Origin of the sequence: Candidatus Clostridium eludens (assembly GCF_045310515.1) — a bacterium.
GTDB classification, from domain to species: domain Bacteria; phylum Bacillota; class Clostridia; order Clostridiales; family Clostridiaceae; genus Clostridium_B; species Clostridium_B eludens.
In genome coordinates, this window is the sequence record NZ_JBJHZX010000018.1 from 1 (window position 1) to 16,473 (window position 16,473).

Consider the following 16,473-nt stretch of genomic DNA (forward strand, 5'->3'; position numbering starts at 1 on the left):
CACATACCTTCTATACACTTATATGTTATAACTTCTCTTTCAACCTTACTAAGTGAATTTAAAGCTCTATCAGCCTGTTCTACTTTTGTTTCCATAATTTTTATTCTATTATTCAATAAATTTAATTTATCGTCTGTATGTTCTATTCTACAACCATCATCACCCAAGCCCTTATATTCCTCTTTTAAGCTCTCAATTCCGGCTTTTATACTCTTATACTTGCGCAACCATTTTTCAGCCTCCGATATCCTATCGAATTCTTTTTTATTCATGTCCATACCTCCCAGATAAAATAAAAAAGGCACCACTCCATTCACGGAATAGTACCTCCCTAATAGGTGAGTCCTATAATTTTTCTTTATATTTATTCATTAAATTGATGCTTAAATCTCCATCTGTATGTTTTATGTTTATTTGGAACTCATATTCATATTCTTCCTCTGATTCATTGGTAGAAGTTTTCTCTGTACTTCTATCTTTCGTTTTGACCTTAGATTTTTTAAGCTCCTTAATCATTTCTGATTTTTCAGTAACATCCATAATCCTCTGTGACCTTGCTATGGCCGTATACTGGATTATTATATTTTCCCAGAGCATATCTAAAGTATCCTTTATCATAATATCTTGCACCACCTCCATTGTTTCTGGAGGAAAAATCTTAGAAAAAAAGCCATGAAATTCAGCTTCCTTGTTCCGTTTTGCAAATTGATTCTTAGGATTATGATTACCACTTCTTATCCGTTGATTTTGAATACCTTTTGACTGTTTATCACGTTTGGAACGTTCCATCCAATTTATCATCCCATTTATCTTTATTCTCCCACCCTCTTATGGTTCCAGGTGAAAGATCCAACATCTCTGCAATCTCTACTAAATCAATATTTCCACCATTCTCTTTGTAAATATCAAAAGCTTTGTCTCTGTTCGGACTTCTCTGCCTTGGCATGTCTACACTGTCACCACCTGCCTATTCGTTTTGTTTTGGATTTTTAGATAATCACTATTGCCATTCCTCATCAATTCTTAAATATTTTCTAATTTCCTTTTTAAGGGCTTTTAGAGTATTTTCATGACTAATTCTTCTCCTATTAAATTTATTATAAATACCATCAATATTAATTTTTTTATAGTTATCTAGCTTAGAAAATTCAATTGCAAAATTTTCTATAGTCTCTTTTATATGTTTAGTGAAGTTAATATAGATTTCTTGAGTTAGATTATTTAACAAATTTACAATTATACTAGGTAATAGTGGATTGCTAGCATACTCCCTTAATTTATCTATTATATCTAAATACTGTTTTGTATAACCTAATAAATTAATTTTAACTTCTCCTTTTTTCAAATCTTGATATTTCTTTTTTAAATTTTCTTTGGTATTGCTAGTATCTTGAGACTTTTCTTCAAATGAAGATACAATTTCTAATTCTTCAATAATACCATCATTATTACGAATAATGATATCCCCATATTTTATATCTTCTATATGTTTTTTTAATTCTTCATTATTTGCAAATACATAGCCACAATCTATTAATAATGAATATAAATTAATAGATATTATATCTAAATACATTTTGATTTCATTTTCATTTAAATACTGAGTTATATATTTTAGTATCTCTATGAAAGTATTTGTTTGTATATGTATTACTTCTGATTTCATTGGTTGTAGTAAAGTTTTTTTTGCCTTTATGTAAGTTAAAAATGAAATAACAGTCGCTGTAAGTGTTAATATTATTGTACATATATCTTTAATCCAAGATATATTTTGCTTAATAAAATATAATATATAACTCATCTCCTTTTGTTTAAAATTTCTACAAAAGAAGCCAATATCCTTCATCTATCGTTCATCATTATCTGACTTAATTCTCATTTAAGTAACTTTTTTAATAAATCAAATACACCAATACTTGTCTTTCTATAAACTTTATTATAAGCAGCCTTTTTCGGGTTATTAATCCATCCCATACCTTTCTTACTGTATAACGGATTAATACTTCTTTTGAGTGCCCTTTTAGCCCTCCCTGTTGTCCTAGCCTTCAAACTTCTCTTAAGGCTTGGCTTTCTTATACCCATTTTCATGACATTCACCTCAGAGTATATTTTCTACATTTAAGAATAAATTCCTTCTATAAGTAGTATTTAATCTCAAATTTACTTCACCCTTCTAACAGCACCCTTGACCCTCCTGTATCAGTCATGCCGCATAAGTTTCTCTATATCAGAAAAGGAGAGGTATTCGCCTCTCCTTGGTTTGTCTTTATTTAATTTTTTATCTTGATTAGGCTTTTCTTCTATAATTCCTCTTATCTTCATACATGTCATCCTCTTATTTTATTCGCATTATTCACAATACATATCCTTAAATAAAAAATAAATGCCCTAGATGACAAGCATTTATTTTTTTCTCTAAGTTTTAATAACTTAGGACACTTTTATTGTACATGCTAATTGTCACCATAATATGTATTGAATGTTAAATAATATTTACATTTTAAATATATGTTAATATAAAATAACCACCCTAGATAATAGGCACTTACTTTTTATTTTAGTTATCTTCCTACCCTTCATCTATTTTCCTTTATACAAAAGAGTATATCTGAAAACTAAGTATTTATTAACGTAAAAAGGAGATACGTTAAACAGATATACCCTTAACAAGTGATTATCTGGAGTTTAATTCACTTATTTATATATATGCCTAACCTCAATACCTCAATATTTAAATACATTTTTTGGATTGTATTCACAAATTTACTATTTCTCTCATAGTATGCATTGTAAATAAATTTACGGAGGCATTTAATGAGTATTAGTGATTCTAATAACAACACCGATAAAGAAAAATATGAAAATTTCTATCATCCTGAAGCTTGCATGCATTGTCCATATCATTCAATACCTTATGATCAATCAATAGAGGATCAATATATAGACGCAGATGCAGATGATAACGACTTCGATGATGACTTTGAGCCTGGATATAGGCAAGGAGATCCCAGAATACGTAGACGTAGACGTAGACGCAGGCGTAGACGCAGACGTAGACGTAGAATGCATATGCCTATGACATTTGCTCTAGCCCTAATCCCCTATGATGATTACGACGATTGATATTAGTATCAAAAAAGTATTGTACACTCTCTAAAAATACATTTAGTTTATATACTATAAAATTTTGAACAAAAATAAGCACTAGTTTATATTAGTGCTTATTTTTCACAGTCTCCATAACAGAAAAATCGTTGTTTTGTTTTTATTGGGTTACTATTAGAATACTTATTATATGCACAAACTGTCCACATTATACACAATATTCTGTTGATAACTATTTTTAAATAAAAATAAGCACCCTAAATGACGGGTACTTACTTTTAGCAACATTATTTTTTAAGGAGTCTAATTTAATATATCAACTTTTGGCAGTTGCATTTAAGTTTAGAGTGCCCTGCAACCACAGACACTATTTAAAATTTACATTTGGGGTATCCATTACAAACTATTTATTTAATACTAAGGTTTATCTAATAAAGATATTTATAATTATATACAGTGTTTATTACAACTTAATGACATATTGATTAATTATTTGTAAATAATGTGAAATACATATAAATTTATACATGGCTTATTATTAAATAATTACTTTAAAGTGACATTCTCTAAATCAAATGTACTCTCAACTGGTTGTTCATATTGCACAGTTACTTGTGCTTTTCCAGCAGAATCCTCATATATTCCTTTTAAAACTCCTTGCTTAGTGGTACCATCGCATAACTTAGCTTCTACAGTAGCATCTAATTTAAAATCTTCTTTTACCATTTTATCTTCTCCTTTATCCTGACTTAGCCATGTATAAATTTTATTGCATAAATAAAAGAACACCTAGCTTTTAACTAGATGCCATACACAATATATAGTATTAATTTTTATTTACGGTTTCCCGTATTGGCAGCTATATTTAGAGACTATAGCCAAACCTATATAATTAAGAAAGAACAATTCTATATTTCATACCGTTACTAAAATCAAAAATCAATTCTTTGTCACTAAAACTAATCTCCAAAACTCCATCTTCCGTTATTGTGACCATCAGAGCAGTAGACTTTACCCCAACATCATGCCCACAATCTTCTTCCTTAGAATCTTCTATGCAAAGTATCCTCTCTATTTTATTACTGTTTATAATATTACATGCTTCTTTAAAAGAAATGTCCATATTTTCCCCTATACATTCTCTTTAATATTATCCTAATACATAGTACTATTTCTTTTAAGTAAAAGCAAGGCTCCATTTAACCTCGGAGCCGCAGGTATATTGGGAAGATTAGTTATGAGCTACTACCAGCGTAGTCCCTGATGTTCTCACTATAACTATCATACTACATTTTGGCAATATTTTAATTCCAATCTAATTCCATTTTGATTCCTAAATAATTCCTGAATAATTCCAATATTTCTGTTTTACAAGCATAAAAACACTGCAAAATTCAGTTTTGAATAATACAGTGTTTTAAAAATCATTTAGTTTTTAGTAATCTGAATATACTATACTAATATTTATATTTACTACATTTTCCATATCAAACTCCTACCAAATTTTCATGGTTCATTGCCTGTGGAGGCTGTTCAAACCATTCATTATCAATCATGATATTTACACCATCTTTAGAATACTCCATAGCTTCATCTAAGTATTTTCTATATGTAGTCTTCAAGTCACTTCTCATTATATTTGCCAATGCTAGCCCTATACTACCTATCTTTAACCTGTACATTATAGAAATTTTACTTAACATAAGTTTATCTGAAAATGGTGAAATTGTTGAGTCAGTTACATATGAATCTGAAGAACTTCCAATTGGAATACCTTCATCTATTAAGAATGAATTGAAACCATCATTTTGTTTAGTTGCAAGATTTGTAACTCTTGATATATAATTACAAACTTTTTTGTCTTTACACACTTGATTAAAACCAACTAGTAAAGCTTTTCTTATCATGGTATCATTGGTGATAGAAACAATGTCCGTTATTTCATCTGCAAGTAAAGATCTCTTCTTTCCAAAACTATCTAAAATAAAACTTTTACTTTTTATATATTCAACTTTTTTAGGTACTTCTATCCGAGGTGCTTTAATAAAAATATCCTTTGATAAACCTAGTTCTGCCGCCCTGTTATAGACGTCAGTACTTTCTTGAATGCATTTTGAGAAATAATCTCTAATATCAGAACGTGTCACATGACCTAAAATCACACTATAGCTACGCACTGCTGATTTTGCCTCATATGCTATATACTGCAAGTAGAGAGTGTCAGAAAATAAACGTGGAGCATTTACATCAATATCGCTGTCTGTAATACCTTCTGGTAAAGGTAGTTTCTCTTGATTAAATAAATTAGTTAATACTTCAATACGCTGATTAAATAAATTTAGAGCATACTGTAAAATATCACGAATTTCATCATCATCAACTCTGTTGGAAAAATATCTAACTATGTGTCCAACTAGATTCCCAGCCATATAAGAGTTCCAAATACCTGATATTTCTGATGCAACTAATGGCGTTTTTGTGGTGTTCCCCATTTATATAACCTCCAATACAAAAATAACTATTAACATTAATATTCCCAACTATTTTTATTAAATACTAAATTATTTCATTCTATGCACTAACCCACACATCCCAGTTAACTATATTCTGAATCAACCTATGCCTTCTCTTTGTAACTCCCCCTGGAGACATATTAAATTTTACTCCAACCTGCAAATCTGTTTTCTTGTATTTATACTTATACTTCAAAAATTCCTGGTCCTCAATCCTTAAATCTTTAATATTAACCTCAATGACAGCATTGTCTGCTTCCATATTTCTAAGAACTTCTTCTATATCTGCAACCTGTTCCCTCTTCCATGATTGCTCCTTAATTAATTTATCCGTTATACGTAGCAAAGTCCTCTCGGCATAACTTTCACCTGTAGGACTTGTCTGGATTCTTTCTTCATAAGTTATAGCTCTTGATTCTTCAGGGAGGTTTACTACAGCATTTTTAAGCTTATACTCTATTTCATTTATCTGCTTTCTTAGGATATCCAATTTCGTACTCAGCACTCTAATTCTTTTATCTTTGTTAAAGTAGTTCCGAAGTTTTTCTTCCATTTCAATAGACTTTACTTCATTCATTATTTCGATTCCTCCCCTTAAATTCTATTTAAGCTAAATCTTTATTTGTCTCATATTTTGTATTTTACTGTGGAATCGTCAATTTCTTACTTGGCTATCTGCCATAGTTAATGTCTTCATATAATCCCGTTTATTCTCAATATAGCCTATATTTTAGAATTGTCATTCACAAGTAAAGCTTTTATTAACTCAATCACAACTTTAGTAGATTTATAATTAACATCTAAAAAAGGATTTAGCTCCACAAATTCTGCAGAAGTAACTACCTTCGATCGATTTAAGATCCTTAATGCTAAAATACTCTCTTCATATGATAAACCAATTGGACATAGTGTTCTTACTCCCGGGGCATCATCCGGATTTAAAGAATCTAAATCAAAACTTAAATGTATGCCATCACACTTTGAATGTAACTTATTTATGGCTCTTTCTATTACTTTATATATACCTAACTTTTTAACATCATTCACAGTAAAAACAGTTAAATCGTTACTAGTTAAAAGATTTTTTTCCCCCTCATCTAATTCTCTTGTTCCAATGAATACAATGTTTTCAAATTTAACCTTAGGAGAATATCCATCAATTGTAACAAGTTCTGGATATCCTAAACCTAAATTAATTGCTAATGGCATTCCATAAATACTTCCAGTTACTGTTGTTTCTGGCGTATTTACATCTGCATGTGCATCATACCAGATGACTCCAAGATTTTCGTAATGTTTAGCTATTCCTGATATTGTACCAATAGATATACTATGATCACCACCAAGTATCAGTGGAAAATAATTGTCAGAAATCATATTAGAAACTACCGAGCTTATCTTCTCAAAGTCGGGAACTAAATCTCTTATATCAAACTTAAAATTATTGTCTATGTCTAACTCACCTGAAATTTTTGCGGATAAATCACCTATATCTTTTAAATTTTCTATATAAAAATTAAGCATTTTTAACAATCCCAAATTACGAATAACTTGTGGTGCAAAATAAGCTCCTCTATTTATCCTTCCCAAATCCATTTTAACTCCTAGTACTGATATTCCATTATGCAAAGTACATTCACTCCTTTCGATTTTCTGAGCTATAGAATATTATTCAATTGTTTCCATACTATCTCCTGCTCACATTAAACCTAATCTCTGCACAAGCTTCACAGCCTCTATCTACAAGTTTTTTATTATGTCCGTGTATTCCCTGCTCTATTACCATTCCCTCTCTAAAAAGCTTAGCCAAGATTCCAATACCTACCTGAATAACATCCAAAACCTCTTCCATGATGTCTTTTTTATTTCCTGAAGAAAGAGCTTTGCATAACTCATCTACCTCTTCTAAAAGTTTTTCCTTCCAACCATCCCAACTCATTGTACGATTGTCTATTTTATTGCCTTTCTTATCTATCAACTTCCTAAGTACCATTAGTTTTAGTTTCAATATGTTCACCCTCTAACCCAAAAGCCTTAAAACCCTTTGCTTTATGCCTGTAGGTTTTCTGCTCAATTTCTCTATCTTTTTAAGAAGATTTCCCTCTACTTCCGCAAAGTTCTCACAGCTCTCTATAAGTTCATTTACCCGTCTATGCAAATTTTTGTTTTCCATCTTTAAATGTCTATTTTCCTTGGAAATAAAATCTAACAAGAAAATAGCTTCATTCAACAATCCCTTTAATGTTCTCACCTTACATCTACTCACATTAAATCCTCCCTTCAAAATGGAATATCCCCATCATCTACCGGAGTAACCTCATCAGGTAAATCCAAATTATCTTTTTGCTGCTCCGACTTTTTACCCCATTCAAGGAACTGTACTTCATCAGCAATAACTTCTGTAACATATTTTCTAGTGCTGTCTTTGGCCTCATAGCTCCTAGTTTGAATTCTTCCTGAAATACCTATCAATCTACCTTTAGCCATATAATTGGCTGTAGACTCTGCCTGTTTCCCCCAAATAATGACTGGTATGAAATCAGCTTCCTTTTGTCCATCTTTTGAGAATCTCCTATCTACTGCAACCGTTATTCTAGCAACCGGAGTTCCTTTACCCGGGGTAAATCTCAAATCAGGGTCTTTAGTCAGGCGGCCTATCAAAACTACTTTATTCAAAACAATCACACCCTTTCACATCAGCTTTGCCTGCTGAAATTTCCATCCTCTACTTTCCATCACAGGAGCTTTTTTAGCTTTTTCCTCCCATGCCTGAGCTATCTTTTTAAGTACATCCTCTTTATGTTCCTGCTTAGCAATTTTTGCAATCTGCTTAGTATTTCCATCTTTAAAATAAAGACTTACTATATTCTCAATCCATCCCCCATTATCCAATTTTCATTACCTCCTGCTTTGCATCAGGCCTTTTCTTCTCTTGAAATATATCTGGATTAAAACCACCATCAGGGACATACTCCAGTTGTCCAAATTTTTGATACTGGCCTAACCATGCAAGCTTAACAGTACCTACCTTACCATTCCTATTTTTAGCGAATATAACTTCGGCTATATTCTTTTCTTCCGTTTCCTTATGGTAATATTCATCCCTATACAAGAACATAACTATATCTGCATCCTGCTCTAGGCTTCCAGATTCCCTTAAGTCTGAAAGTCTAGGTCTATGGTCTTCCCTAGCTTCCACAGCTCTGCTTAACTGTGATAATGCTATTAAGGGTACATCTAATTCCTTAGCAAGCCGTTTTAAAGCTCTACTTATATTGCTTATTTCTTGTGTCCTATTTTCTCCCTTAGACGTTATAAGCTGCAAGTAATCTACTACAACTAAGCTCAACCCATACTGCATCTTTATTCTTTTACATTTAGCCTTTATTTCAGTGACACTTAAACTACTTGAATCATCTATAAACAATTTATTATTAGATAACGGTCCTGTAGTTTTTCCAATGTTTCCCCAATCCTTAAAATCCAGGTTGCCAGTATTTATTTTTGAAAGGTCTATATGTGCCATACTCGCCAATATTTTTCTAGTTATCTGCTCCTTTGACATCTCCAAGCTAAATATTGCTACAGTATCACCTTTAGATACATTTGTGGCAATGTTAACTGCTAACGTAGTCTTACCCATTGAAGGTCTTGCCGCCAATATAATTAAGTCCTGCTTTTGCAATCCCCCAGTTCTTCTATTCAAATCTTTAAACCCCGTGTCAATGCCAGTAACACCACTATTAATGTTTTTGTTTTTACATACATCCTCTATATTTGTTATGGTAGATTCCAAAACTTTATTGAAAGGCTCAAGTCTATTTTCTTTATTAAGACTAATTTTAAATAATTGTTCTTCCAGTTCATCAATTAGGCTCTGTGAAGTTTCAATATCCTGAAATGATTTTTTTCTAAGCAATTCACATAGTTTGATTATTTTTCGTTTATTAGATTTCTCTTTAATAATTTTGGAGTATTCTTTAACATTGAAATTTACTATACTTCCAGACAATTCAGATATATAAGTTATTCCACCAACTTTAGGGAGAACGGCTTTAAGTTCTTCAGCTAAAGTAACTATGTCTATTCTTATACTGCTTTTAAACATTTTTTCCATAGCACTAAATATGAATTTATGTGGTTCTTTATAAAAATCACTAGCATTTACAATACCTATTGCGTTCAGGATACTATTAGGATTATTGAGTATTGCTCCTAGAAGCTCCTGTTCAGCTTGTATATTGCACGGCAACATTTGTTGTATAGAATCCATATCTTATCACCTCACTATACATATTCATAAGCTCCTGCATTAGCAGGCTCGAAAGTATCCCTTTCTTTTATATCCAGTAAATCTGCAATATAAGGTTTATGTCTGCAGAACTTTATGCAGTTATTAATTTTTTTCTTAAATTCGGATTCTCTTAAGTCTTGGCAGTATTTGTACCAAACATCCATCTGTTCTGCTTTTAAGTCTAATGTAAATGCTAACGCCAACTCTTTCATTCCCTCTTTAAATATCTGCTTATCTAACAACATTACTCCCCCTTACATATTTTTCTAAAGGTTTTTACATTACTTTGTAGAATTATCACCTTAAAAGTGAGGTGATACATATTGAATACTAGAATCTCTTCTACATATAACAAATTAAGTACCAAAGTTCATATTTCTCCTCTAAGTGAACTACTGCCATTGGCTTTAAAACTAGCCCTAGAATTAAAAGATTTGGATTTTGAAAAATGGATTCATCTTGAATACGAAGGCTATTTTAATACAAACCCATACCTTACAAGTGAGATTAAAGTACCTAAATATCGAATTGTAGTTGGCAATTATCTTGATATATATGCTAGATTAATAAATGTTCAAAATCCTAAATTTAATTTCATTAATGAATATAGATTACGCCATGGTGTAGCTGAATTAGAGAATTTATCTAAAAATGAACAATTTATAACAATATCCGATCCAGATTTGATGGATTTTGTAAATAAAAACTTAAACATTAATGCTTTGTGCTTTAGATTTTCCCCATCCTGCATACAAGATGTGTTATCTTCTATAAGAGCTAGACTAATAGATAATCTAAGTAAAATTAAAATCAAATATGATATAAAGATAACCTCATCTACAGAAATTACTAATAGATGGACTCGTGATAATAAAATTGGAGTTATTGTTGGCATTATCGGTGTGATAGTTGCTATTGTTCTTGCTAATAAATAACTATTTTACTCATATCTCTTGGCATTGTGTTTAGTCTTTCATATTCCTTTTTGAAATTATCTACAAACCTTTCATTCATATTAGTCTGCTTTTCAATCTCAAGCTGCTCCTGAACTTGTACTTTAGGAACAGCTTTTTTACTTTTACTTTCCATCTTTCTCACCTTCTTTTCTTGCTCCTTTATCTAATTACCCCAGTTTTCTATAGTTTCTAATGAAGATTTAATCTGTGATGTATTAGACTTCAATTCTTGTATATCCATTTCCAAGTATCCAAGGTACTCTTTCTTTTGACCTATAAAGTTTGTGCTCCGAGTAATATACTGCTTGTCTACGTTCCCCTGCTGCCGTAGATAAGCTATATAGTTTTTAGTAGCTGCCATCAGATTTTCAAAACTCTCTGCCTTTAAGAGCTTATTAAAGTTCTTGAATGTTTGTTCTTTATTCCAAGGATTAGGATATAAAGAATACCACTGCAAAAAATTTTTCGTATATATATTATCTTTAATAGAATTATCTTTTAATAGATTAATATTTTGCTCCGACTTTTCAGTCGTAGCCCCTCCGACTTTTGAGTCGTACCCCTCCGACTTTTCGGTCGTACCCTCCGACTTTTCAGTGGTATCCTCTAATTTTTCAGGCGTATCTTCTGAATCTTCAATTGAAGGATCAATATTCCTTACTAGAAATTTATAATTTTCACCAATTCCATAAAATGAATAACTTCCACCTTGATTTTTATGATAATGTTCTAATACCTTACAATTCTCTAATTTCTTTAATCTTCTTCTTAGTGCATCCTTACTCTTCATATTTATTATTGGAATAGCTTGTATTAATTTGTCATATTTAACCCAATAATATGGCTTGTTGTTGACTATTTCTATTACCATGTCCCCACTATCTTTAAAATCTATAAAATACCTTAGAATTAATGCATCTACCGAGTCCAATCCATATTCAATTAACTTACTTTGACTAAAACCATTTATCGTATATTTCATTTTATCTGTGCTATCCATATGGCTACATCCTTCCAAGGAAGCCAACTTAATGACTTCTCTATTTATAAATTCTTGCTTTTTCTCCCATTCCAGTGTAGAATAGGAGTGATACAATTTAGTTCAATTGGCTCTTTTCATAAGAGCTCTCTTTTTATATTTGTGACATTTCATTCTTGTACATTTCTAAAACTTTTAAATATTCCTGGTATATATCATCTGCAACTCTTAAACATGATGCCACTTGCCCAGAACACATTAATATGAATGTTGAACTATCATCAATTATGACAATATTGTTGTCTTCAACGAACTCTAACATTCCTTCATTTTCCGAGTAATCTTTTATGCAAGCATGAGTTTGCGGAAAATCTTCTTCTGGATTTACAGTTATTTTTGATACTATTGAATCATCTTCCATGTCCACTAATAATAAAGCTATATTTTTATTAGTAGATTCAGGATATAAGCTGACATTTAAATAGCAATTATACTTCTTATATTTCAAGCCTTCTCTTAATCTAAACATATACTATCCCTCCATAAATATTTTTACTTCCTCATCCGTTAGTCCATCAATATCCTTGAAAGTTTCTCCAGATACCGGATCATAAAGCTCTCCATTGTTATCTAGCTGGCATTCTCTAAGTTTCTTTGTTGTAAATGCATCCATGCTACTCACCTTCATTTGCCCTTAAATTCTTTAAATACTCCATAAGCCCTGGCACCGTTCCAACAAAATCAAATGCAATATGTTTCTTTGGAATATCTTCTTCTGGAGTTGCTTTGTCGTCCATATCCTGAATATGTCTTCTTAAAGCAATTAAGTCATTAACCATACCCATGTATACATCCTTTTCCACTGAGATTCTAGCATTACCAAACTTCCTTTTATACTGGTCTATCAAACATTGTAAATACCCACTCATTTCTTCTTTCCTCCTTTCATCTCCTCAACTATAAGCTTGTCTAGTTCTTGACTAACTTCTAAGGTCCTTTTGTCAAGTCGACCATATAAATCAATATAGCTGTACATTTTCTCTTTAAGAGATTCTATGGTCATGCCTCCACCTTCTCCCTGAGCACATTAATTGCTTTACTTTCCAATCTAGAAACATATGATTGGTTTGTGTTTAATATCCTGCCAATCTCCTGTTGGCTAAACCCATAAAAATATTTTAGTCTTATAACTGTTTTTAGATTTTTAGGGAGATTATTTAAAGCTGTTCTTAAATCTAAATCCTCCAGAATTTCTTCTTTATCAATCATAAGTTCCATAAATGTTGTGCCATTTCCATCTGCCGCATTTACGAAAGCATCCAATGAATACGGTGCTTTTGTTTTAAGCCTGTCCTCTTCATTTTTACCTAGGCACCATTTATCACTTCTTATGGAATTTAGCAATTCGCCTTTTATTTTTATATAGGCATAAGTAGAAAATTTCATCCCTCTAGATTCATCAAAATCTCTAGTAGCTTTTACAAGTCCCAAGCATCCTGTCTGAAACATATCATCATAGCTGTGTTTTGATTTAAAGTGTCTATATTGCTCACTTACTAATTTGTGGACCATGGGAATATGTTCTTCAGCATTAATCATTTTTCTCCCTCCTCAGCTGCCTTCAATCCATTTTTTCTAGCCCATAAATTCAAGTTCTTTTGTACCTCTTCTTTAGATGAAACCATCGGCATCATTGGAGACTTTACCCTATGTAGTCCACCTGCTTCACTTCTTCTGACTGAACCATATTCTTTCATTCCTAAACCAGCACTTACAAATATCTCATTCCCCTTTTTATCTATATAGCTCATTCTGTTGTCTATGTTTTTAAATTTCTTCTCCAGCCAATTATCAAATTCAGAGCCATACCTTTTATTCAAGTTAAGATTATCTTCAATTCCTTTCTCTTCCATGAATCTAGCCCACATGCCATCTATCCAAATCATATACTGATATCCTCTTACTTTACTTGGATCTATTCCTGTAGCTTTTAAATAAGCTTTGTATCTCTGGTTAAACATTTATTTATTTCCCTCCTTTTTAACTTTTTAAAATCTCTTGAATATCCCAAAGCTTCTTATACTTTTCTTCCAATTTGTCATTTAAATTTTTATTGAATCCTCGTAGAAGTCTCTGAGGCGGTTGTTCACTTTCTAAATATCCAATGCACTTAAATCCTTCCATGCATAGTTTTTCAACCTTTTTCTTTCCGGTGTAGGTGCTATTATCGATTATCTTTATCTGTTTTCCAACTTCAGTTTGTAATAAGACATATTTCACTTATTTCTCCTTTCACTTATTTTTTGGTGTATATCTGCTATAATAATTGCAGTTCTTGTTAAATCAGCATCTTTTTGTATCAACTTATTTCTGTTTAATATTAACAATTGCTTCTTAGATACTAGGATTAAATTATCCAGTTCAAAATCACCTCTGTCTCCATTACCAAAGATGACAACATGTCCTTTGGGGATAGGTCCGTTATATTTTTCCCATATTATCTGATGCTTAAGTCTCCACTTGTTAGGTTCTGCTATTTTAACTTCTGTGTATCCATATATGTTTACTCTTTCGCTTCCTAATGGCTTATGATTTATGGGAGTGCTACCTTTCTTAAACCAGGTCTTTTTACATCCTTCAGCACACATTCCTGTCTTACCTTTATTTGCTGGAATATGCCCTTTTTTGAATTGTCCTGTAAATCCAGTGTTTAATTTATATCTACTTATTGCGTTTTTTATCTGATCCATTGTAAAATCTAAATTAAACTTTTTATTCATGAGTTCTTGAATTTCTTTATAATGATGTCCAGGAGTTATTTGTTTAAGATATTCTTTTTCCTCTTCACTCCATATATGAAGAACTTTATTTCCTTGTGGTCTACCCATGTTCTACCCCTCCAGCATTTTAGGCAAATCAGCATCGGCATTAATTCTATTGTCTACCATCATTTTTGCCTTAAGAACCAGTGAAGCATTAGATATAATTTGTGTAGCCACTGCATTTATTGCTTCTGCTTTAGTAATTTCTTCTTTCAAATTTTCTCCTTTTAAATCCTCATCACTAAGTCTCTCAAGTTCTGCAAATAAATGATTGTTTAAATCACCGAGTGTATTCTTCACTCATTTCACCTCCTCCATCTCCTCATATTCATCAATTTCTACTTCTCCATAACTTCCATCCTTATCCTTAACGACATGCTTGATACTACACCCCTGCTCTTTTAAGGTAAAAATGACACCGTCTAAACATCTTTCTTTTTCTGCCTTATCTAAGATTTTATCTATGTCAGGGGCATCACTTTCAAATATAATCTCATGCTTAAATGCCACTTCTTCACAAACATTTATCTTATATTTTTTCATTTACTTCACTCTCCTCCTCTCTTTTTTTATTTTTAGTAGTAATAATTTTTAATCTCCATCATAGAATATATTGAGAAAGTATTTGTATTTTCCGTTAAAACAGTTTTTTACAAAAGGCTAAAAAGCCTTTGTTAACCATTTTGCATCATTAAGTTCGAATTACTAAGCGTTTAAATCTCCTTAATTATGTCCTGTGCCATAACCGAAGCCATTTGAATTACTTTAGCCTTACGTTTCTCGTTTTCTTCACTGGTGATTTTGGGAAATACAATATATATTGTGGTATTGCCAATTTTGTATTTCTTGTCATATTGAACTTCTCTTTCCTCCAATTTAATCACCTCGATTAAGTTTATTTACTAAAGATTATTTTTATTCTATCTTTTAACATATCCTCGGTTAATCATTTTTTCTTTCTGGTCCTTAAACATTTCCTTGATATTTACACTGTATTCTTTGCACATTACTGCTATATAAATAGCACTTGCAACATAAACATCTATTGTCTCCTTTATGCTTTCTTCTATAGCCTTTTTATCCTCTGTATTACAATAAATTGGATTTTTATAAACTCTTGTTAAATTTATTGCTTTTATTGCCTCATCCAATTCCTCTATTACCTTATCTTTAACAGAAGCTCTGTGTAAATCTGCGGCCTCACCATCTAACCAATGTAATGCGAAAACATCTCCGGTAACTTCATTAGCTGCCTCAAAATATACCCGTGGATCATCTAGTTCCATACAAATAGCTTTGAGACTTTCTTTTGTTAAATTTCTTCTTCCTGTTTCTATAGCACTTATTGTTTTGCTTGATAAAAAGCTTGTCTGCCCCAATTCTTCCTGGGTTATTCCTTTTTCCTCCCTAGTTTCTTTTATTGCAGTTCCTATCATCCCGTCACCCCCTTTCGCTGTAGAATTTAAGATAGATATTCTTGCAAATGTAGATTTTGCCATATTTATATCTACCTTAAGTTTTGATATATTTAAGTTGTTGCATGAAATCTATTTACTTTATTCTTGAGGACTGTTTTTGTGTCATCCTTATAAAGATTTTTCACTGTTGTATTTAGAACTATTGCTATTTTCATCAGAAGAGTCATTGATGGTAATTTATGCTCGTTTTCTATAGCAGATATATATTCTCTGGTTGTATTAACTCTGTCTGCTAACTGTTGTTGGGTAAGCCCCGCATTTTTTCGAGCCTCTTTAATTCTGAACACTTTATCGCCTCCTTACATTTTACATGTTATACTCGTAGT

34 protein-coding genes are annotated in these 16,473 nt (G+C 31.6%); 2 read left to right on the forward strand and 32 right to left on the reverse strand.

The window, feature by feature from the left end; translation table 11 throughout:
- The 6 genes from ACJDU8_RS12725 to ACJDU8_RS12750 all read right to left on the reverse strand — a co-directional run.
- On the reverse strand, window positions 1-272 hold a 272-nt coding region (locus tag ACJDU8_RS12725; protein WP_406792526.1), incomplete at its 3' end, for a hypothetical protein.
- Window positions 273-345: 73 nt separating this feature from the next.
- A complete protein-coding gene (locus ACJDU8_RS12730; RefSeq protein ID WP_406792527.1) occupies window positions 346-789 on the reverse strand; it encodes a hypothetical protein in 444 nt (147 codons plus the stop codon).
- Entirely contained in the window at window positions 770-946 is a 177-nt protein-coding gene (locus tag ACJDU8_RS12735; RefSeq protein WP_406792528.1) for a phage terminase small subunit-related protein, read from the reverse strand. The genes ACJDU8_RS12730 and ACJDU8_RS12735 overlap by 20 nt, the downstream gene beginning before the upstream one ends.
- Before the next feature lie 54 nt (window positions 947-1,000).
- Complete coding sequence (locus ACJDU8_RS12740; RefSeq protein ID WP_406792529.1) at window positions 1,001-1,846, reverse strand: hypothetical protein; 846 nt, start codon at window positions 1,844-1,846, stop codon at window positions 1,001-1,003.
- 29 nt (window positions 1,847-1,875) lie between these two features.
- Window positions 1,876-2,088 carry a hypothetical protein gene (locus tag ACJDU8_RS12745; RefSeq protein ID WP_406792530.1) on the reverse strand — a complete coding sequence of 71 codons (213 nt, stop codon included), beginning with the start codon at window positions 2,086-2,088 and terminating at the stop codon, window positions 1,876-1,878.
- A 111-nt stretch (window positions 2,089-2,199) separates the two neighbouring features.
- Complete coding sequence (locus ACJDU8_RS12750) at window positions 2,200-2,322, reverse strand: hypothetical protein (RefSeq protein WP_406792531.1); 123 nt, start codon at window positions 2,320-2,322, stop codon at window positions 2,200-2,202.
- Window positions 2,323-2,814: 492 nt separating this feature from the next.
- On the opposite strand from ACJDU8_RS12750, the gene ACJDU8_RS12755 reads away from it, so the two are divergent.
- Entirely contained in the window at window positions 2,815-3,123 is a 309-nt protein-coding gene (locus tag ACJDU8_RS12755) for a hypothetical protein (protein ID WP_406792532.1), read from the forward strand.
- Between the two features lie 528 nt (window positions 3,124-3,651).
- On the opposite strand, the gene ACJDU8_RS12760 is transcribed toward ACJDU8_RS12755, so the two are convergent.
- The 11 genes from ACJDU8_RS12760 to ACJDU8_RS12810 all read right to left on the reverse strand — a co-directional run bounded on the left by ACJDU8_RS12760 (window position 3,652) and on the right by ACJDU8_RS12810 (window position 10,157).
- Window positions 3,652-3,831, reverse strand: a complete 180-nt coding sequence (locus tag ACJDU8_RS12760) for a hypothetical protein (RefSeq protein ID WP_406792533.1) — start codon at window positions 3,829-3,831, stop codon at window positions 3,652-3,654.
- Between the two features lie 166 nt (window positions 3,832-3,997).
- Window positions 3,998-4,228, reverse strand: a complete 231-nt coding sequence (locus ACJDU8_RS12765; RefSeq protein WP_406792534.1) for a hypothetical protein — start codon at window positions 4,226-4,228, stop codon at window positions 3,998-4,000.
- Window positions 4,229-4,592: 364 nt separating this feature from the next.
- Window positions 4,593-5,597 carry a DUF3231 family protein gene (locus tag ACJDU8_RS12770; protein WP_406792535.1) on the reverse strand — a complete coding sequence of 335 codons (1,005 nt, stop codon included), beginning with the start codon at window positions 5,595-5,597 and terminating at the stop codon, window positions 4,593-4,595.
- Between the two features lie 79 nt (window positions 5,598-5,676).
- The gene (locus ACJDU8_RS12775) at window positions 5,677-6,195 is read right to left on the reverse strand and encodes a hypothetical protein (protein WP_406792536.1); all 519 of its coding nucleotides are present in this window, start codon (window positions 6,193-6,195) and stop codon (window positions 5,677-5,679) included.
- A 146-nt stretch (window positions 6,196-6,341) separates the two neighbouring features.
- Window positions 6,342-7,247 carry an arginase gene (gene rocF, locus ACJDU8_RS12780; protein ID WP_406792537.1) on the reverse strand — a complete coding sequence of 302 codons (906 nt, stop codon included), beginning with the start codon at window positions 7,245-7,247 and terminating at the stop codon, window positions 6,342-6,344.
- A gap of 58 nt (window positions 7,248-7,305) precedes the next feature.
- A complete protein-coding gene (locus tag ACJDU8_RS12785) occupies window positions 7,306-7,635 on the reverse strand; it encodes a MazG-like family protein (RefSeq protein WP_406792538.1) in 330 nt (109 codons plus the stop codon).
- A gap of 3 nt (window positions 7,636-7,638) precedes the next feature.
- Window positions 7,639-7,884: a hypothetical protein gene (locus ACJDU8_RS12790; RefSeq protein WP_406792539.1), complete on the reverse strand. Its 246-nt coding sequence runs from the start codon at window positions 7,882-7,884 to the stop codon at window positions 7,639-7,641.
- Between the two features lie 14 nt (window positions 7,885-7,898).
- Window positions 7,899-8,294, reverse strand: a complete 396-nt coding sequence (locus ACJDU8_RS12795) for a single-stranded DNA-binding protein (RefSeq protein WP_406792540.1) — start codon at window positions 8,292-8,294, stop codon at window positions 7,899-7,901.
- Window positions 8,295-8,309: 15 nt separating this feature from the next.
- The gene (locus tag ACJDU8_RS12800; RefSeq protein WP_406792541.1) at window positions 8,310-8,510 is read right to left on the reverse strand and encodes a hypothetical protein; all 201 of its coding nucleotides are present in this window, start codon (window positions 8,508-8,510) and stop codon (window positions 8,310-8,312) included.
- The gene (gene dnaB / locus ACJDU8_RS12805) at window positions 8,503-9,891 is read right to left on the reverse strand and encodes a replicative DNA helicase (protein ID WP_406792542.1); all 1,389 of its coding nucleotides are present in this window, start codon (window positions 9,889-9,891) and stop codon (window positions 8,503-8,505) included. The genes ACJDU8_RS12800 and dnaB overlap by 8 nt, the downstream gene beginning before the upstream one ends.
- 14 nt (window positions 9,892-9,905) lie before the next feature.
- Entirely contained in the window at window positions 9,906-10,157 is a 252-nt protein-coding gene (locus ACJDU8_RS12810; protein WP_406792543.1) for a hypothetical protein, read from the reverse strand.
- A gap of 78 nt (window positions 10,158-10,235) precedes the next feature.
- Here ACJDU8_RS12810 and ACJDU8_RS12815 point away from each other — a divergent pair, with 78 nt between their 5' ends.
- Window positions 10,236-10,847, forward strand: coding sequence for an AbiTii domain-containing protein (locus ACJDU8_RS12815; RefSeq protein WP_406792544.1), 612 nt, complete (start codon window positions 10,236-10,238; stop codon window positions 10,845-10,847).
- Here ACJDU8_RS12815 and ACJDU8_RS12820 read toward each other — a convergent pair.
- The 15 genes from ACJDU8_RS12820 to ACJDU8_RS12890 all read right to left on the reverse strand — a co-directional run bounded on the left by ACJDU8_RS12820 (window position 10,837) and on the right by ACJDU8_RS12890 (window position 16,434).
- Entirely contained in the window at window positions 10,837-11,001 is a 165-nt protein-coding gene (locus ACJDU8_RS12820) for a hypothetical protein (RefSeq protein WP_406792545.1), read from the reverse strand. The genes ACJDU8_RS12815 and ACJDU8_RS12820 overlap by 11 nt on opposite strands.
- A gap of 30 nt (window positions 11,002-11,031) precedes the next feature.
- Window positions 11,032-11,868: a hypothetical protein gene (locus ACJDU8_RS12825; RefSeq protein WP_406792546.1), complete on the reverse strand. Its 837-nt coding sequence runs from the start codon at window positions 11,866-11,868 to the stop codon at window positions 11,032-11,034.
- A 133-nt stretch (window positions 11,869-12,001) separates the two neighbouring features.
- Window positions 12,002-12,376, reverse strand: coding sequence for a hypothetical protein (locus ACJDU8_RS12830; RefSeq protein WP_406792547.1), 375 nt, complete (start codon window positions 12,374-12,376; stop codon window positions 12,002-12,004).
- A 3-nt stretch (window positions 12,377-12,379) separates the two neighbouring features.
- On the reverse strand, window positions 12,380-12,520 hold the full coding sequence (locus ACJDU8_RS12835; protein ID WP_406792548.1) for a hypothetical protein: 141 nt from the start codon (window positions 12,518-12,520) through the stop codon (window positions 12,380-12,382).
- A gap of 1 nt (window position 12,521) precedes the next feature.
- Window positions 12,522-12,776 carry a hypothetical protein gene (locus ACJDU8_RS12840; protein WP_406792549.1) on the reverse strand — a complete coding sequence of 85 codons (255 nt, stop codon included), beginning with the start codon at window positions 12,774-12,776 and terminating at the stop codon, window positions 12,522-12,524.
- Entirely contained in the window at window positions 12,773-12,910 is a 138-nt protein-coding gene (locus tag ACJDU8_RS12845; RefSeq protein ID WP_406792550.1) for an aspartyl-phosphate phosphatase Spo0E family protein, read from the reverse strand. Before ACJDU8_RS12845 ends, ACJDU8_RS12840 begins: the two co-directional genes overlap by 4 nt.
- Window positions 12,907-13,446, reverse strand: coding sequence for a sigma-70 family RNA polymerase sigma factor (locus ACJDU8_RS12850; protein ID WP_406792551.1), 540 nt, complete (start codon window positions 13,444-13,446; stop codon window positions 12,907-12,909). The genes ACJDU8_RS12845 and ACJDU8_RS12850 overlap by 4 nt, the downstream gene beginning before the upstream one ends.
- Window positions 13,443-13,868, reverse strand: coding sequence for a hypothetical protein (locus ACJDU8_RS12855; RefSeq protein WP_406792552.1), 426 nt, complete (start codon window positions 13,866-13,868; stop codon window positions 13,443-13,445). The genes ACJDU8_RS12850 and ACJDU8_RS12855 overlap by 4 nt, the downstream gene beginning before the upstream one ends.
- A gap of 19 nt (window positions 13,869-13,887) precedes the next feature.
- Window positions 13,888-14,127: a hypothetical protein gene (locus tag ACJDU8_RS12860; protein ID WP_406792553.1), complete on the reverse strand. Its 240-nt coding sequence runs from the start codon at window positions 14,125-14,127 to the stop codon at window positions 13,888-13,890.
- Window positions 14,124-14,735, reverse strand: coding sequence for an HNH endonuclease signature motif containing protein (locus tag ACJDU8_RS12865; RefSeq protein WP_406792554.1), 612 nt, complete (start codon window positions 14,733-14,735; stop codon window positions 14,124-14,126). Before ACJDU8_RS12865 ends, ACJDU8_RS12860 begins: the two co-directional genes overlap by 4 nt.
- Window positions 14,736-14,738: 3 nt before the next feature.
- Entirely contained in the window at window positions 14,739-14,969 is a 231-nt protein-coding gene (locus tag ACJDU8_RS12870) for a hypothetical protein (RefSeq protein WP_406792555.1), read from the reverse strand.
- Window positions 14,970-15,212: a hypothetical protein gene (locus ACJDU8_RS12875; RefSeq protein ID WP_406792556.1), complete on the reverse strand. Its 243-nt coding sequence runs from the start codon at window positions 15,210-15,212 to the stop codon at window positions 14,970-14,972.
- Window positions 15,213-15,382: 170 nt separating this feature from the next.
- Entirely contained in the window at window positions 15,383-15,544 is a 162-nt protein-coding gene (locus ACJDU8_RS12880) for a hypothetical protein (RefSeq protein ID WP_406792557.1), read from the reverse strand.
- Window positions 15,545-15,589: 45 nt separating this feature from the next.
- Window positions 15,590-16,168: a helix-turn-helix domain-containing protein gene (locus tag ACJDU8_RS12885; protein ID WP_406792558.1), complete on the reverse strand. Its 579-nt coding sequence runs from the start codon at window positions 16,166-16,168 to the stop codon at window positions 15,590-15,592.
- Between the two features lie 29 nt (window positions 16,169-16,197).
- Window positions 16,198-16,434, reverse strand: coding sequence for a helix-turn-helix transcriptional regulator (locus ACJDU8_RS12890; protein ID WP_406792559.1), 237 nt, complete (start codon window positions 16,432-16,434; stop codon window positions 16,198-16,200).
- Window positions 16,435-16,473: the final 39 nt, after the last annotated feature.

Bases quoted from the DNA above. Each gene is read 5' to 3' on its own strand.
- ACJDU8_RS12730 (WP_406792527.1), bottom strand. From the start codon at position 789: ATGGAACGTTCCAAACGTGATAAACAGTCAAAAGGTATTCAAAATCAA.
- ACJDU8_RS12735 (WP_406792528.1), bottom strand. From the start codon at position 946: ATGCCAAGGCAGAGAAGTCCGAACAGAGACAAAGCTTTTGATATTTAC.
- ACJDU8_RS12740 (WP_406792529.1), bottom strand. From the start codon at position 1,846: ATGAAGGATATTGGCTTCTTTTGTAGAAATTTTAAACAAAAGGAGATG.
- ACJDU8_RS12745 (WP_406792530.1), bottom strand. From the start codon at position 2,088: ATGAAAATGGGTATAAGAAAGCCAAGCCTTAAGAGAAGTTTGAAGGCT.
- ACJDU8_RS12750 (WP_406792531.1), bottom strand. From the start codon at position 2,322: ATGAAGATAAGAGGAATTATAGAAGAAAAGCCTAATCAAGATAAAAAA.
- ACJDU8_RS12755 (WP_406792532.1), top strand. From the start codon at position 2,815: ATGAGTATTAGTGATTCTAATAACAACACCGATAAAGAAAAATATGAA.
- ACJDU8_RS12760 (WP_406792533.1), bottom strand. From the start codon at position 3,831: ATGGTAAAAGAAGATTTTAAATTAGATGCTACTGTAGAAGCTAAGTTA.
- ACJDU8_RS12765 (WP_406792534.1), bottom strand. From the start codon at position 4,228: ATGGACATTTCTTTTAAAGAAGCATGTAATATTATAAACAGTAATAAA.
- ACJDU8_RS12770 (WP_406792535.1), bottom strand. From the start codon at position 5,597: ATGGGGAACACCACAAAAACGCCATTAGTTGCATCAGAAATATCAGGT.
- ACJDU8_RS12775 (WP_406792536.1), bottom strand. From the start codon at position 6,195: ATGAATGAAGTAAAGTCTATTGAAATGGAAGAAAAACTTCGGAACTAC.
- dnaB (WP_406792542.1), bottom strand. From the start codon at position 9,891: ATGGATTCTATACAACAAATGTTGCCGTGCAATATACAAGCTGAACAG.
- ACJDU8_RS12810 (WP_406792543.1), bottom strand. From the start codon at position 10,157: ATGTTGTTAGATAAGCAGATATTTAAAGAGGGAATGAAAGAGTTGGCG.
- ACJDU8_RS12820 (WP_406792545.1), bottom strand. From the start codon at position 11,001: ATGGAAAGTAAAAGTAAAAAAGCTGTTCCTAAAGTACAAGTTCAGGAG.
- ACJDU8_RS12825 (WP_406792546.1), bottom strand. From the start codon at position 11,868: ATGGATAGCACAGATAAAATGAAATATACGATAAATGGTTTTAGTCAA.
- ACJDU8_RS12830 (WP_406792547.1), bottom strand. From the start codon at position 12,376: ATGTTTAGATTAAGAGAAGGCTTGAAATATAAGAAGTATAATTGCTAT.
- ACJDU8_RS12835 (WP_406792548.1), bottom strand. From the start codon at position 12,520: ATGGATGCATTTACAACAAAGAAACTTAGAGAATGCCAGCTAGATAAC.
- ACJDU8_RS12840 (WP_406792549.1), bottom strand. From the start codon at position 12,776: ATGAGTGGGTATTTACAATGTTTGATAGACCAGTATAAAAGGAAGTTT.
- ACJDU8_RS12845 (WP_406792550.1), bottom strand. From the start codon at position 12,910: ATGACCATAGAATCTCTTAAAGAGAAAATGTACAGCTATATTGATTTA.
- ACJDU8_RS12850 (WP_406792551.1), bottom strand. From the start codon at position 13,446: ATGATTAATGCTGAAGAACATATTCCCATGGTCCACAAATTAGTAAGT.
- ACJDU8_RS12855 (WP_406792552.1), bottom strand. From the start codon at position 13,868: ATGTTTAACCAGAGATACAAAGCTTATTTAAAAGCTACAGGAATAGAT.
- ACJDU8_RS12865 (WP_406792554.1), bottom strand. From the start codon at position 14,735: ATGGGTAGACCACAAGGAAATAAAGTTCTTCATATATGGAGTGAAGAG.
- ACJDU8_RS12875 (WP_406792556.1), bottom strand. From the start codon at position 15,212: ATGAAAAAATATAAGATAAATGTTTGTGAAGAAGTGGCATTTAAGCAT.
- ACJDU8_RS12885 (WP_406792558.1), bottom strand. From the start codon at position 16,168: ATGGCAAAATCTACATTTGCAAGAATATCTATCTTAAATTCTACAGCG.